The following is a 14,110-nucleotide window of genomic DNA, read 5'->3' on the forward strand; positions in this document are numbered from 1 at the left end:
GTTTTTCGCGAGCAAGCTCGCTCCTACAGTGGGATCGGTTCAGACGGTGATGTTGTGCTTGGCGAGGAAGGCGACGAAAGCCTCTTCGTCCAATACCTTCAGGCCCAGCTCGCTGGCCTTGGCCAGCTTGGAACCCGCACCCGGCCCCGCCACCACGCAGTGGGTTTTCGCCGACACGGAACCCGCCACCTTGGCGCCGAGGCTTTCGAGTTTTTCCTTGGCCACGTCGCGGCTCATCAGCTCCAGGGAGCCAGTGAGCACCCAAGTATGCCCCGCCTCCGGCAAGCCTTCGACGACTTTCTTCTCGCTGTTCCAATGCATGCCGAAGTCTTTGAGCTGCTGCTCAATGGCCAGGGCGCGGCTGGCGTTGTCGGCGTTATCGAAGAACTCGCGCACAGCCTTGGCTTGTTTCTCGGGCAGGGCCTGGCGCATGTCCAGCCAGTCGGCCTTGATCACGCCTTCGAGGGTGACGAACTTGTCTGCCAGCTTCTGCGCAGCGCCCGGGCCGACGCTCGGTACGTGCAGCTTGTCGAGCAACCCGCCCAGGGTGGTGCTGGCGGCGAATTCAGCACTCAGGTCGCCCTGATCCTGCAGTTGCAGGCCGCACTCCTGCGGCGACAGCAGCGCGCCGATCACGTCCTGGTTATGGCTGTCTTCAAAGAAACTATGAATCTCATGCGCCACTTCCAGGCCCACGTCCGGCAAGTACGTCAACACTTCCGGCAAGGCCTTCTGCACGCGCTCCAGGGAGGCCAGGGAGCGCGCCAGCACCTTGGCGGTCTCCTCGCCGACGTCGGGAATGCCAAGGGCGTAGATAAAGCGCGCCAGGGTCGGGGATTTGCTGTTTTCGATGGCGGTGATCAGCTTCTTGCTGGAAATGTCGGCAAAGCCTTCCAGGTCGATGATCTGTTCGTACTTGAGCTTGTAGAGGTCGGCCGGTGAGCCGATGAGCTTTTCATCGACCAATTGCTCAATGGTCTTGTCACCCAGGCCATCAATGTCCATGGCGCGGCGCGAGACGAAATGGATGATCGCCTGCTTGAGCTGCGCGCCACAAGCCAGACGCCCGACGCACCGGTACACCGCGCCTTCGCTGACGGTTTCCTTGCCCTTGCTGCGCTTGACCAGTTGCGTGCGCTCCACGTGGGAACCACACACCGGGCAGCTCTCGGGGATCGGCACCGCACGGGCATTTTCCGGGCGGCGCTCAAGCACCACCGAAACTACTTGTGGGATCACATCCCCAGCGCGGCGGATAATCACGGTATCGCCGATCATCACGCCCAGGCGCGCCACTTCATCCATGTTGTGCAAGGTGGCGTTGGACACGGTGACACCCGCGACCTTGACCGGTTTAAGGCGCGCCACCGGCGTGACGGCGCCGGTACGGCCGACTTGGAACTCCACGTCGAGCAATTCAGTCAGCTCTTCCAAGGCAGGGAATTTGTGGGCGATGGCCCAGCGTGGTTCGCGGGCACGGAAACCCAGTTCACGCTGCGAGGCGATGCTGTTGACCTTGAACACCACGCCGTCGATCTCATACGGCAGGCTGTTACGGCGCTCGCCAATATCGCGGTAGTAGTCCAGGCAATCCTGGATGCCCTTGGCCAGCTTCAGCTCATGGCTGATGGGCATGCCCCATTTCTGCAACTGTTGCAGGTTGCCGATGTGGGTGTCGCTGATATCAGTGGTCACGCCGTAGCAGCAGAATTCCAAGGGTCGGCTGGCGGTGATCTTCGAATCCAACTGACGCAGGCTGCCAGCAGCGGCGTTGCGCGGGTTGGCGAAAGTCTTGCCGCCCACTTCCAGTTGCGAGGCGTTGAGCCGCTCGAAACCGGCCTTGGACATGAACACTTCGCCACGCACTTCCAGGGTCGCCGGCCAGCCGCTGCCGTGCAGTTTCAACGGGATATTGCGCACGGTGCGCACGTTGACGCTGATGTCTTCACCGGTGGTGCCGTCGCCACGGGTGGCGCCGCGTACCAGCTCACCGTCCTGATACAGCAGGCTGACCGCCAGGCCATCCAGCTTCGGTTCGCAGCTGTATTCCACCACCGCGCCACCGCCAAACAGATCGCCGGCCGGCAGGTCGAGGCCTTCGGTGACCCGACGATCGAATTCCAGCATGGTGGTTTCGTCAAAGGCGTTGCCGAGGCTGAGCATGGGGATCTCATGCTTGACCTGGGAGAACGCCGACAACGCCGCACTGCCGACCCGCTGCGTCGGGGAGTCGCGCGTGACCAGGTCTGGGTGCTCGGCTTCCAGTGCCTTGAGCTCATGGAACAGCCGGTCGTACTCGGCATCCGGAATGCTCGGCTCATCGAGGACGTGGTAGCGGTAATTGTGCTGATCCAGTTCAGCGCGCAGTTCGAGGATGCGGGTGTGGGCGGCGGTCATGGGTGTTCTCTCAGAAAGCAAAAGAGCAGCCGAAGCTGCTCAATATGTTAGTGCGCTTATTCTATCCGACAACGCCGAGGAGCAATCCTCAGCGTTTTTGTGTCAGGGCGCGACGCTCGAACTCGACGATGCGCTGACGGTAATGCTCGATGGTCTGGGCGGTCAGGACGCTACGTTGGTCGTCCTTGAGTTCACCGTTCAGTTCCTGGGACAGCTTGCGCGCTGCGGCGACCATCACGTCGAACGCCTGTTTCGGGTGACGCGGGCCTGGCAGGCCAAGGAAGAAGCTCACCGCCGGGGTGCTGAACAGGTCGATATCGTCCAGATCGAAGGTGCCCGGCTTGACCGCGTTGGCCATGGAGAACAGCACTTCGCCGTTACCGGCCATGCTTTCATGGCGGTGGAAGATATCCATCTCGCCAAAACGCAGGCCGCTTTCCAGAATATTTTGCAACAAAGCCGGGCCCTTGAAGCCGGCGGCATCGCGGCAGATCACGCTGATCACCAGCACTTCTTCGGCGGCAGGCTGGTCGTTCACGGATTGACGCGGGGCATTCTTACCAGCGTTTTCATCCGGGAAATCATCGTCGCGGCTGCTGAAGCTCGGGCCGTCATCAACGTCCAGGTCCAGGTCGGCCTGGCGCGGCTCGGCCACCACCGGCGCGGCGCGCTTGCCACGCTTGGAAGACGGCTCGCGGGCTTCACGCACCGGCGCGCTCATCGACGGCAAGTCGTGCTCGTCCAGTTGCGGTTCTTTATGGGTATCCAGCACACGGGGCGGCCCCAGCAGCTCGGTGGCGCCGTCGTCGTCAGGCAAGTTGGACAGGTTGCGGTCCAGACGGAATTTAAGCTTGCCCTTGCCACCGCGCATGCGGCGCCAGCCATCAAAAAGAATACCGGCAATGACAATAATGCCGATGACGATCAGCCACTCGCGCAGACCGATTTCCATGTAATCCCGTGCCTCTAATAAAAAATGCTGAAAAATAAGGGGTTTAGCAACGTGCAAACCGCTTTAAAACGTGGCGCCAACTCTATGTTCTGACTGACGTTTTGCCCACGCATACGAAAATTTGACATTAAACTAGCACGACCAAAGATAACTTTACACCGTCTGTCAAAATGCCTTGAACAAATATGTCCATTTGCCACTTCCGCCAGACCGGTAAAGCGTCTTACCGCGCGCTATAAAAATTCTGTCCCGGCATGGATCAAGACTCCACCATCGCCATCGCTTCTTCCACATCCACCGCGACCAAACGCGAACAGCCCGGTTCGTGCATCGTCACACCCATCAATTGATCCGCCATCTCCATGGCGATCTTGTTGTGGGTGATATAGATGAACTGCACGGTCTGGGACATCTCTTTAACCAACCGTGCGTACCGTCCAACGTTAGCGTCATCCAGCGGGGCGTCAACTTCGTCGAGCATGCAGAACGGCGCTGGGTTCAACTTGAAGATGGCAAATACCAGGGCCAATGCGGTCAGGGCTTTTTCGCCGCCGGACAACAAATGGATGGTGCTGTTCTTCTTGCCCGGAGGCCGCGCCATGATCGTCACCCCTGTATCGAGTAGATCTTCGCCCGTCAGTTCCAAGTAAGCGCTGCCACCGCCGAAAACTTTTGGGAATAAGGCCTGTAAACCGCCATTAATCTGATCAAAGGTATCTTTGAAGCGGTTACGGGTTTCCTTGTCGATCTTGCGGATCACGTTTTCCAGGGTGTCCAGGGCTTCGACCAGGTCGGCGTCCTGGGCATCCAGATAACGTTTACGCTCGGACTGTTGCTGATACTCGTCAATGGCCGCCAAGTTGATCGCGCCGAGGCGTTGAATACGCGCAGCAATCCGCTCAAGTTCTTCTTCGGCTTCTTTCTCGTTGGCCTGGGCGGTCAGGGTATTGAGCACGCCGTGCAAGTCGTAGCCGTCTTCCAGCAACTGGTCTTGCAGGGTTTTGCGGCGCACGGTCAGGGCTTGCCATTCCATGCGCTGTTGTTCGAGCTGGCCACGGATCAGCTGGGATTGCTGCTCGGCCTGGGTCCGACGTTTTTCGGCGTCGCGCAGTTCGCGGTCGGCGTCTTCCAGGGCGATCTGCGCGGTCTTGAGCTCTTCGTCGACGGTCATGCGCTTGTCGAGCAATTCTTCAAGCTTGAGGCGCAGCTCTTCCAGCGGGGCTTCGCCCTCTTCCAGGTTGAGGCTCAGTTGTTCGCGCTTTTCGGTGAGGCGCTCGGACTGCATCTCCAGGCGTTCAAGGGCCTGGGCCGTGGACGCGTGCTGGGCCTTGAGCGAACCCAGGCGCACCGCCAATTGGTGGGCATGGTCCTTGTGCTGACGAGCCTCCTGGCGCACGCGATCGAGGCGCTCGCGCAGGCTGTCGCGCTGGGCCAGCAGCAATTCGCGCTGCTCGGTGTCCAGCGCCATGCTGTCGAGGGCTTCCTGCAATTGCAGGCGTGCTTCGCCGATCTGTTCGTGTTCCAGGGCGCGTTGCTCGCCCATCTCGGCGACTTCTTCGTCGAGGCGGGTGCGGCGCAGGGTCAGTTGCTCGACCTTGGCTTTGCTGGCGGAAAGCTGGGCTTTCAGTTCGCCTTGCTGGCGCGCTTCGTCCTGCAGCAGGCGGCGCAGGTGTTCGCGGCCGGTCTCTTGCTGGCGCTGGGTGGCGCGCAGGGTTTGCAGTTCGGTTTCCAGGCTTTCCAGGGTGGCTTCGCGCTCTTCGCGTTCGGTGATCAGGTTGACGATTTCCTGGCCACGGGCCAATACGCCACTTTCGGCTTCACTGGCGCGTCGTACGCGCAGGAAATGGCGGCCGACCCAGTAGCCGTCGCGGCTGATCAGGCTTTCACCGGCGCCGAGCTGGCCGCGCTGGGCCAACGCCTGCTCCAATGATTCGACCGGTTTGACCTGGCCCAACCAGGGCGATAGATCAATCGCGGCCTCTACTTTATCCAGCAGGCTGCCCGGCACCCGCGTGCCGTCGGCGGCCGGGCTGAGCAGACGCAAATCGCCTTGGGCAAAACCGGCCAGATCGAAACCGCCAAAATCATCCACCAGCACGGCTTGAAGGTCGGCACCGAGGACCGTTTCAACCGCCAACTCCCAACCTGCCTCTACCTTCAAGCCTTCGGCCAATCGTGGGCGTTCGGCCAGATGCTGATTACGCAGCCATTCCGCCGTACCGGTGCCCGGATCCAACGCGGCTTGTTGCAAAGCTTCCAGGGAAGCAAGCCGACCATTGAGCCGCTGCAAATCACCCTGGGCCTGCTGCTGCGCTTGGGTCGCCTGTTGCAGCTGCTGACGCAATTGCTCCAGGCGCTCCACTTGTTGTTCTTCACTGGCTTCCAGCTCCTCCAGCGTCATTTCGCTTTCGGCCAGTTGCTCGCTCAGCTCCATGATCGCCGCGTCTTCCGGGTCGGCGGACAGCAATGCGCGCTCTTCCTGCATCCGGCGCTGGCGCTCGGCCAAACGCTCCATGCTGGTTTCAAGCTGCTGGATGCGCGATTGCTGCACCTCGGCCTGGCGGCGTGGCTCGGCGGATTGCAGGTTGAAGGTGTCCCACTGCTCCTGCCAGCCGTGCATGGTGGTTTCAGATTCTTCCAGGGCCGCGGCGGCTTCTTCAGCGGCGGCGCTGGTGATTTCCTGCTCGGGGGTGAGCATGTCCAGCTCTTCGCCGAGGGTCAGCAGCAAGGTGCGGTCGTGGCCCAGGTGGGATTCGGTTTCCAGGCGCGCGCGTTCGGCTTCCTTTAAATCGTCCTGCAATTGGCGCAGGCGCTGCTGGCCGTGCTGGATGCTCTGCTCGACGCGGGCAATGTCGCCTCCCACCGAGTAGAACCGGCCCTGCACCAGATTGAAGCGTTCGGACAGGTCATGGTGACCGTCACGCAGGCGTTCGATGCTGGCGTCGGCGTTGCGCTGCTCGGCCACCAGGGCTTCAAAGCTGATTTCCTGGGTGCCGATGATCGCTTCACGCTGGCCGACCTGATCATTCAGCGCCTGCCAGCGCAGGGCCGAGAGTTGCGCCTTGAGCTGGCGTTCTTCGCCCTTGTATTCCTGATACTTCTCAGCGGCCTGGGCCTGGCGGTGCAGGCGTTCAAGTTGACGCTCGAGCTCTTCGCGCAGGTCAGTCAAGCGGGCGAGGTTTTCATGGGTGCGGCGAATACGGTTTTCAGTCTCGCGGCGGCGCTCCTTGTACTTGGAGATGCCGGCCGCTTCCTCGATGAAGTTACGCAAGTCTTCAGGCTTGGCTTCGATCAGCTTGGAGATCATGCCCTGCTCGATGATCGAGTAGCTGCGCGGGCCCAGGCCTGTGCCGAGGAAGATATCGGTGATGTCCCGACGGCGACACTTGGTGCCGTTGAGGAAATAGCTGTTCTGGCTGTCGCGGGTCACTTTGCGGCGAATGGAGATTTCGGCATAGGCCGCGTACTCGCCAATCAACGTGCCGTCGGAGTTATCGAACACCAGTTCGATGCTGGCCTGGCTCACCGGCTTGCGGCTGGTGGAGCCGTTGAAGATGACGTCGGTCATCGACTCGCCACGCAGGTTCTTTGCCGAGCTCTCGCCCATCACCCAACGGACGGCGTCGATGATGTTCGACTTGCCGCAACCATTGGGCCCGACCACCGCCGCCATATTACTGGGGAAGTTCACCGTGGTCGGGTCGACGAAGGATTTGAACCCCGCCAGTTTGATGCACTTGAGCCGCACGTTTAGGCGTCCGCCAACGCAGCGATGACCAGCGAGCAACTGCGCTCGCCGTAGGCCGACAGCACTTGGCGGATCTGCAGCAGGTCACGGGCCAGTACGGCGGCGAGCAGTTGCTCGAACAGCGCCAGGTACTCGCTCATGGACGCCTTGCGTTGATCCAGCGCCAGGTAGTAGGCGCGGTTCATCGCTGGTTGCAGGTTCTCGACGGTTTCCTGCAGGTACGGGTTGTTGGCGAAGGGATAGGCGGCGCGCATCACATTGAAGCTTTCTTCGACAAAGGCGCGGATGTCCTGACGCTCGAAATTGGTGACCAGACGCTGCTGGATCTGCACGAACGGCGCCATGTCGGCCTGGGTCTGCCAGCCTTGGGCAACCGCGTTGCCGAGCAGGATATACAGCTCGCCCATCAAGGTGCACAGGCTCTGCACCTTGTGCGCCGTGAGTTCGGTGACGTGGGCGCCACGGCGCGGCAGGATCGCGATCAAGTGACGGCGTTCGAGGATCAGCAAGGCTTCGCGCACGGAACCACGGCTGACATTGAGTGCCAGCGTGACCTTTTGCTCCTGGATCCGCTCCCCAGGCTTGAGATCGCCGCGGATGATGCGTTCGGCGAGGTGGTGAGCAATTTGCTCGGCGAGACTGTCCGGCGCCTTGAACGTCATGTTTTCCCTTCAAAATCTTCTATCGGTACAAGCGCGGCAGTGTAGCGCATTGGCTGGCTGATGGCGCTACGCCCACCTTTCAGAATTTGGCACGGAATAAGCAATGATGAACACCCACAAGCCCCCAAAAACGCCGGTTCCAGAAGACTGGACCATAATTGAAAGTGTTGCGACTGCATTTTCTTGACCTTCTGGTCAGAAAATCGTTGACCGAAAAGTCAGACATGACTAGATTCGGCGCAAAGCGGTTAACAACAATAATGAGTCTGCGAGGCCTTCCGTGATCCAGTTTTTACTTAACCAGGAACTCCGTAGCGAGCACGCCCTGGACCCCAACCTGACGGTGCTCAACTATCTGCGTGAGCATCTGGGCAAATCCGGTACCAAGGAAGGCTGCGCCAGCGGCGATTGCGGTGCGTGCACCGTGGTGGTCGGCGAACTGCACACCGATGATCTGGGCGCCGAGCAGATTCGCTATCGCAGTCTCAATTCGTGCCTGACCTTTGTGTCGTCGTTGCACGGCAAACAACTGATCAGCGTCGAAGACCTCAAGCACCAGGGCCAACTGCACAGCGTCCAGCAAGCCATGGTCGAATGCCACGGCTCGCAATGCGGCTTTTGCACCCCAGGCTTCGTGATGTCGTTGTTCGCCCTGCAAAAGAACAGTGACGCGCCCGACAGCCAAAAAGCCCACGAAGCCCTGGCCGGCAACCTGTGCCGCTGCACCGGTTATCGCCCGATCCTTGCGGCCGCCGAACAGGCCTGCTGCAACAAACCCCAGGATCAGTTCGACAGCCGGCAGGCCGGGACCATTGCCCGCCTCAAAGCCATTGCGCCGACGCAAACCGGTGAACTCAACAGCGGCGACAAACGCTGCCTCGTGCCGCTGACCGTCGCCGACCTGGCCGACCTTTATGACGCCTACCCGCAAGCCCGCTTGTTGGCCGGCGGCACCGACCTGGCGTTGGAAGTCACCCAGTTCCACCGCACGCTGCCGGTGATGATCTACGTCGGCAACATTGAAGAAATGAAGCGCATCGACGACTTCGACGACCGCCTGGAAATCGGCGCCGCCACCGCCCTCTCCGACTGCTACACCGCGCTGCACCACGAATACCCGGATTTCGGCGAACTGCTGCACCGCTTTGCTTCCCTACAGATCCGCAACCAAGGCACCCTGGGCGGCAACATCGGCAACGCCTCGCCAATCGGTGATTCGCCGCCACTGCTGATCGCCTTGGGCGCGCAGATCGTTTTGTGCAAAGGCGAAACCCGCCGCACCTTGGCGCTGGAAGATTACTTCATCGACTACCGCGTCACCGCGCGCCAGGACAGCGAGTTCATCGAGAAGATCATCGTACCCAAAGGCCACGCGCTGTTCCGCGCCTACAAAGTTTCCAAGCGCCTGGACGATGATATTTCCGCCGTCTGCGCCGCGTTCAACCTGAAGATCGAAAACGGGGTGATCAACGAGGCCCGCGTCGCGTTCGGCGGCATGGCCGCCACGCCAAAACGCGCCAAGAGCTGCGAAGCCGCGTTGGTTGGCGCCACCTGGAATTCCGCTACTGTCGAGAAAGCCTGCGCCGCCCTGGCCGAGGATTTCACGCCCCTGTCGGACTTCCGCGCCAGCAAGGAATACCGCCTGCTCAGCGCGCAGAACCTGCTGCGCAAATACTTCATTGAGCTGCAAACGCCGCACATCGAGACTCGGGTGACCGCTTATGTCTAACCATCACGCCGTCGTTAAAACCCAGGCTGAACTGGCCGAACTGTTCGCCCAGGACCTGACCTCCGGGGTTGGTCGCAGCGTCAAGCATGACAGCGCCGCAAAGCACGTTTCCGGTGAAGCGCAGTACATCGATGACCGCCTGGAATTCCCTAACCAGCTGCATCTGTATGCGCGCATGTCCGACCGTGCCCACGCCCGCATCATCAGCATCGACACCGCGCCCTGCTATGCCTTTGAAGGCGTGCGCATTGTCATCACCCACGAAGACGTGCCGGGGCTGAAAGACATCGGCCCCTTGATGCCAGGCGATCCATTGCTGGCGATCGACACCGTGCAGTTCGTCGGTCAGGTCGTGCTGGCCGTCGCAGCCCGCGACCTGGAAACCGCACGCAAAGCCGCGATGGCCGCCGTGATCGAATATGAAGACCTGGAACCGGTGCTGGATGTGGTTGAGGCCTTTCGCAAGAAACACTTTGTGCTCGACAGCCACACCCACCAGCGCGGCGATTCGGCCAGCGCCTTGGCCACGGCGAAAAACCGTATACAGGGCACGCTGCATATCGGCGGCCAGGAACACTTCTACCTGGAAACCCAGATTTCCTCGGTAATGCCCACCGAAGACGGGGGCATGATCGTCTACTGCTCCACGCAGAACCCCACCGAAGTGCAGAAACTGGTGGCCGAAGTGCTGGACGTGTCGATGAACAAGATCGTCGTGGACATGCGCCGCATGGGCGGCGGTTTCGGCGGCAAGGAAACCCAGGCCGCAAGCCCCGCATGCCTGTGCGCGGTGGTTGCACGCCTCACCGGCCAGCCGACCAAGATGCGCCTGCCGCGCGTCGAAGACATGTTGATGACCGGCAAGCGCCACCCCTTCTATATCGAATATGACGTGGGCTTCGACGACACGGGGCGCCTGCACGGGATCAACCTGGAGTTGGCGGGTAACTGCGGCTGCTCGCCGGACCTGTCCAACTCGATTGTCGACCGCGCCATGTTCCACTCCGACAACTCGTATTACCTGGGCGACGCCACCGTCAACGGCCATCGCTGCAAGACCAACACCGCGTCCAACACCGCTTATCGCGGTTTCGGCGGGCCACAAGGCATGGTCGCCATCGAGGAAGTGATGGACGCCATCGCCCGCCACCTGGCCCTCGATCCGCTGGCGGTGCGCAAGGTCAATTACTACGGCAAGACCGAGCGCAACGTCACCCACTACTACCAGACCGTCGAGCACAACATGCTCGAAGAGATGACTGCCGAACTAGAAGCCAGCAGCCAATACGCCGAGCGCCGCGAGGCGATCCGCCTGTACAACGCCCACAGCCCGATCCTGAAAAAAGGCCTGGCATTGACCCCTGTGAAATTTGGCATTTCGTTTACCGCCAGCTTCCTCAACCAGGCCGGTGCGCTGATCCATATCTACACCGATGGCAGCATCCACCTGAACCACGGCGGCACCGAGATGGGCCAAGGCTTGAACACCAAGGTCGCGCAGGTGGTGGCCGAAGTGTTCCAGGTGGAAATCGACCGCGTACAGATCACCGCCACCAACACTGACAAGGTGCCCAACACCTCGCCGACCGCCGCTTCCAGCGGTGCCGACTTGAACGGCAAGGCCGCGCAAAACGCCGCCGAAACCATCAAGCAACGCCTGGTGGAATTCGCCGCACGCAAATACGACGTGAGCGAAGCGGACGTGGAATTCCACAACGGCCATGTGCGCGTGCGTGACCAGATCCTCACCTTCGAGGCGCTGATCCAACAGGCGTATTTCGCCCAGGTTTCGCTCTCCAGCACCGGCTTCTACAAGACCCCGAAAATCTTCTATGACCGCAGCCAGTCGCGCGGTCGGCCGTTCTACTACTTCGCGTTCGGTGCGGCCTGTTGCGAAGTGATCGTCGACACCCTGACCGGCGAATATAAGATGCTACGCACCGACATCCTCCACGACGTCGGCGCCTCGCTTAACCCGGCCATCGACATTGGCCAGGTCGAAGGCGGGTTTATCCAGGGCATGGGCTGGCTGACCATGGAGGAGCTGGTGTGGAACAACAAGGGCAAGCTGATGACCAACGGCCCGGCCAGCTACAAGATCCCGGCCGTGGCGGACATGCCGCTGGACCTGCGGGTGAAGCTGGTGGAAAACCGCAAGAACCCGGAAGACACGGTGTTCCACTCCAAGGCCGTGGGCGAACCGCCGTTCATGCTCGGGATTGCTTCGTGGTGCGCGATCAAGGACGCGGTGGCGAGTTTGGGTGATTACCGCCATCAGCCCAAGATCGATGCGCCGGCGACACCGGAGCGGGTGTTGTGGGGCTGCGAACAAATGCGGCAGTTGCAAACAACCCCACCCCCTGTAGGAGCTGGCTTGCCAGCGATGACGGCCTGACAGACACCACAAGAGGTGACTATGAACAACTGGATCAGCGCCCTCGCCGACCTGCAAAACCGGGGTGAACCCTGCGTGCTGGTGACTATCATCGAAGAGCTCGGCTCCACGCCGCGCAACGCCGGTTCGAAGATGGTGATCAGCGCCGCTCAGACCTTCGACACCATCGGCGGCGGGCACCTGGAATACAAGGCGATGCAGATCGCCCGCGACATGCTCGTACACGGTCAGCAGAACACCCATCTGGAGCGCTTCAGCCTGGGCGCCAGCCTGGGCCAGTGCTGCGGTGGCGTGACCGTGCTGCTGTTCGAACCCATGGGCCAGGTGCAGGCGCAGATCGCGGTGTTTGGCGCCGGCCACGTCGGCCGTGCGCTGGTGCCGTTGCTGGCTAGCTTGCCGTGCCGGGTGCGCTGGATCGATTCGCGGGATCAGGAGTTTCCAGAACATATCCCACAGGGCGTGCGTAAAATCGTCAGCGAAGAGCCAGTCGACGAAATTGCCGACCTGCCGACGGGCAGTTACTGCATCGTCATGACCCATAATCACGCGCTGGACCTGGAACTCACCGCCGCCCTGCTCAAGCGTAATGACTTCGCCTACTTCGGCCTGATCGGCTCGAAGACCAAACGGGTCAAGTTCGAACACCGCCTGCGTGATCGCGGTTTCGATACCGCGCAGTTGCAACGCATGCGCTGCCCCATGGGCCTCACCGAGGTGAAGGGCAAGTTGCCGGTGGAAATCGCCATCTCCATCGCCGGCGAAATCATCGCCACCTATAACGCCAATTTCGGCCAGCACACCGCCAGCGCCGAACCTATTGCCAAACTGCTGCCGGCTTCACGTCGCAGCCAAGCCCTTTGAATTGAGATCACCATGCCTTTGACTCGCAAAGCCTACCGTGCCGCCCTTCTGCACAGCATCGCCGACCCTGCTGAAGTGGGGATCGAAGCCTCCTACGAATATTTCGAAGACGGCCTGCTGGTGATCGAAAACGGTCAGATCAGTGCTGTTGGTCATGCCAGCGATTTGCTGCCAACCCTGCCTGCCGACATCGAAATCACCCATTACCAGGACGCGCTGATCACGCCCGGCCTGATCGACACCCACATCCACCTGCCGCAAACCGGCATGGTCGGCGCCTATGGCGAGCAGTTGCTGGACTGGCTCAACACTTACACCTTCCCGTGCGAGAGCCAGTTCGCCGACAAGGCCCACGCCGAAGAAGTCGCGGATATTTTCATCAAGGAACTGCTGCGCAACGGCACCACCACCGCGCTGGTGTTTGGCAGCGTACATCCGCAATCGGTGAATGCGTTCTTCGAGGCCGCCGAGAAACTCGACCTGCGCATGATCGCCGGCAAGGTGATGATGGACCGCAATGCGCCAGACTACCTGACCGACACCGCTGAATCCGGCTACCAGGAAAGCAAGGCGCTGATCGAACGCTGGCACGGCAAGGGCCGCCTGCACTACGCGGTCACCCCCCGTTTTGCACCGACCAGCACGCCCGAGCAACTGGCGCTGGCTGGGCAACTGTTGGGGGAATACCCGGACCTGTACATGCAGACTCACATCAGTGAGAACAAGCAGGAAGTCGAGTGGGTGAAGGAACTGTTCCCGGAGCGCAAAGGCTATCTGGATGTGTACGACCACTACAAACTACTGGGCGAGCGCTCGGTGTTTGCCCATGGCGTGCACCTGTGTGATGACGAGTGTGCACGTTTGGCGCAGACCGGTTCGGCGGTCGCGTTTTGCCCGACCTCGAACCTCTTCCTCGGCAGCGGTTTGTTCAACCTGCCGATGGCTGAGAAGCACAAACTGAATGTGGGCTTGGGCACGGACGTGGGCGGCGGCACCAGTTTCTCGCTGCTGCAAACCCTGAACGAAGCCTACAAGGTCATGCAATTGCAGGGCGCGCGGTTGAGCCCGTTCAAATCGCTTTACCTGGCAACGCTGGGCGGCGCGCGTGCATTGCGCTTGGAAGACAAGATCGGCACGTTGCAACCGGGCACCGATGCGGACTTCCTGGTACTGGACTACAACGCGACGCCGCTGCTGAGCTATCGCCTGAAGCAGGCGAAGAACATTGCCGAGACGTTGTTTGTGCTGATGACGCTGGGGGATGACCGGACGGTGTTGCAGACCTATGCGGCCGGGCAGCTGGTGCACCAGCGCTAATTTCAGCCACACAACAAAACCAAATGTGGGAGCGGGCTTGCTCGCGAAT

The 14,110-nt window shown here is 60.9% G+C and carries 8 protein-coding genes; 4 read left to right on the forward strand and 4 right to left on the reverse strand.

Annotated features, from left to right (window positions below):
* Window positions 1–39: 39 nt before the first annotated feature.
* The 4 genes from ligA to CI807_RS29165 all read right to left on the reverse strand — a co-directional run bounded on the left by ligA (window position 40) and on the right by CI807_RS29165 (window position 7,759).
* A complete protein-coding gene (gene ligA, locus CI807_RS29150; RefSeq protein WP_095017226.1) occupies window positions 40–2,397 on the reverse strand; it encodes an NAD-dependent DNA ligase LigA in 2,358 nt (785 codons plus the stop codon).
* Between the two features lie 88 nt (window positions 2,398–2,485).
* Window positions 2,486–3,349, reverse strand: coding sequence for a cell division protein ZipA (zipA, locus tag CI807_RS29155; protein WP_095017227.1), 864 nt, complete (start codon window positions 3,347–3,349; stop codon window positions 2,486–2,488).
* A gap of 259 nt (window positions 3,350–3,608) precedes the next feature.
* A complete protein-coding gene (gene smc, locus CI807_RS29160; protein ID WP_095017228.1) occupies window positions 3,609–7,097 on the reverse strand; it encodes a chromosome segregation protein SMC in 3,489 nt (1,162 codons plus the stop codon).
* Between the two features lie 2 nt (window positions 7,098–7,099).
* Window positions 7,100–7,759, reverse strand: coding sequence for a GntR family transcriptional regulator (locus CI807_RS29165; RefSeq protein ID WP_095017229.1), 660 nt, complete (start codon window positions 7,757–7,759; stop codon window positions 7,100–7,102).
* Window positions 7,760–8,039: 280 nt separating this feature from the next.
* Here CI807_RS29165 and xdhA point away from each other — a divergent pair, with 280 nt between their 5' ends.
* From xdhA to guaD, 4 genes are read left to right on the forward strand one after another with little or no spacing between them, the layout of a single operon-like run.
* Entirely contained in the window at window positions 8,040–9,488 is a 1,449-nt protein-coding gene (gene xdhA / locus CI807_RS29170) for a xanthine dehydrogenase small subunit (protein ID WP_095017230.1), read from the forward strand.
* Window positions 9,481–11,883 (forward strand): xanthine dehydrogenase molybdopterin binding subunit, encoded by a 2,403-nt coding sequence (gene xdhB, locus CI807_RS29175; RefSeq protein WP_095017231.1) that lies wholly within the window; start codon window positions 9,481–9,483, stop codon window positions 11,881–11,883. The genes xdhA and xdhB overlap by 8 nt, the downstream gene beginning before the upstream one ends.
* A 21-nt stretch (window positions 11,884–11,904) precedes the next feature.
* Window positions 11,905–12,744, forward strand: a complete 840-nt coding sequence (xdhC, locus tag CI807_RS29180) for a xanthine dehydrogenase accessory protein XdhC (protein ID WP_095017232.1) — start codon at window positions 11,905–11,907, stop codon at window positions 12,742–12,744.
* 12 nt (window positions 12,745–12,756) lie between these two features.
* Window positions 12,757–14,061: a guanine deaminase gene (guaD, locus tag CI807_RS29185; RefSeq protein ID WP_095017233.1), complete on the forward strand. Its 1,305-nt coding sequence runs from the start codon at window positions 12,757–12,759 to the stop codon at window positions 14,059–14,061.
* The last annotated feature ends 49 nt before the right edge of the window (window positions 14,062–14,110 follow it).

The organism is Pseudomonas sp. NS1(2017) (genome assembly GCF_002269425.1).
In the GTDB taxonomy this organism is placed as follows: domain Bacteria; phylum Pseudomonadota; class Gammaproteobacteria; order Pseudomonadales; family Pseudomonadaceae; genus Aquipseudomonas; species Aquipseudomonas reactans.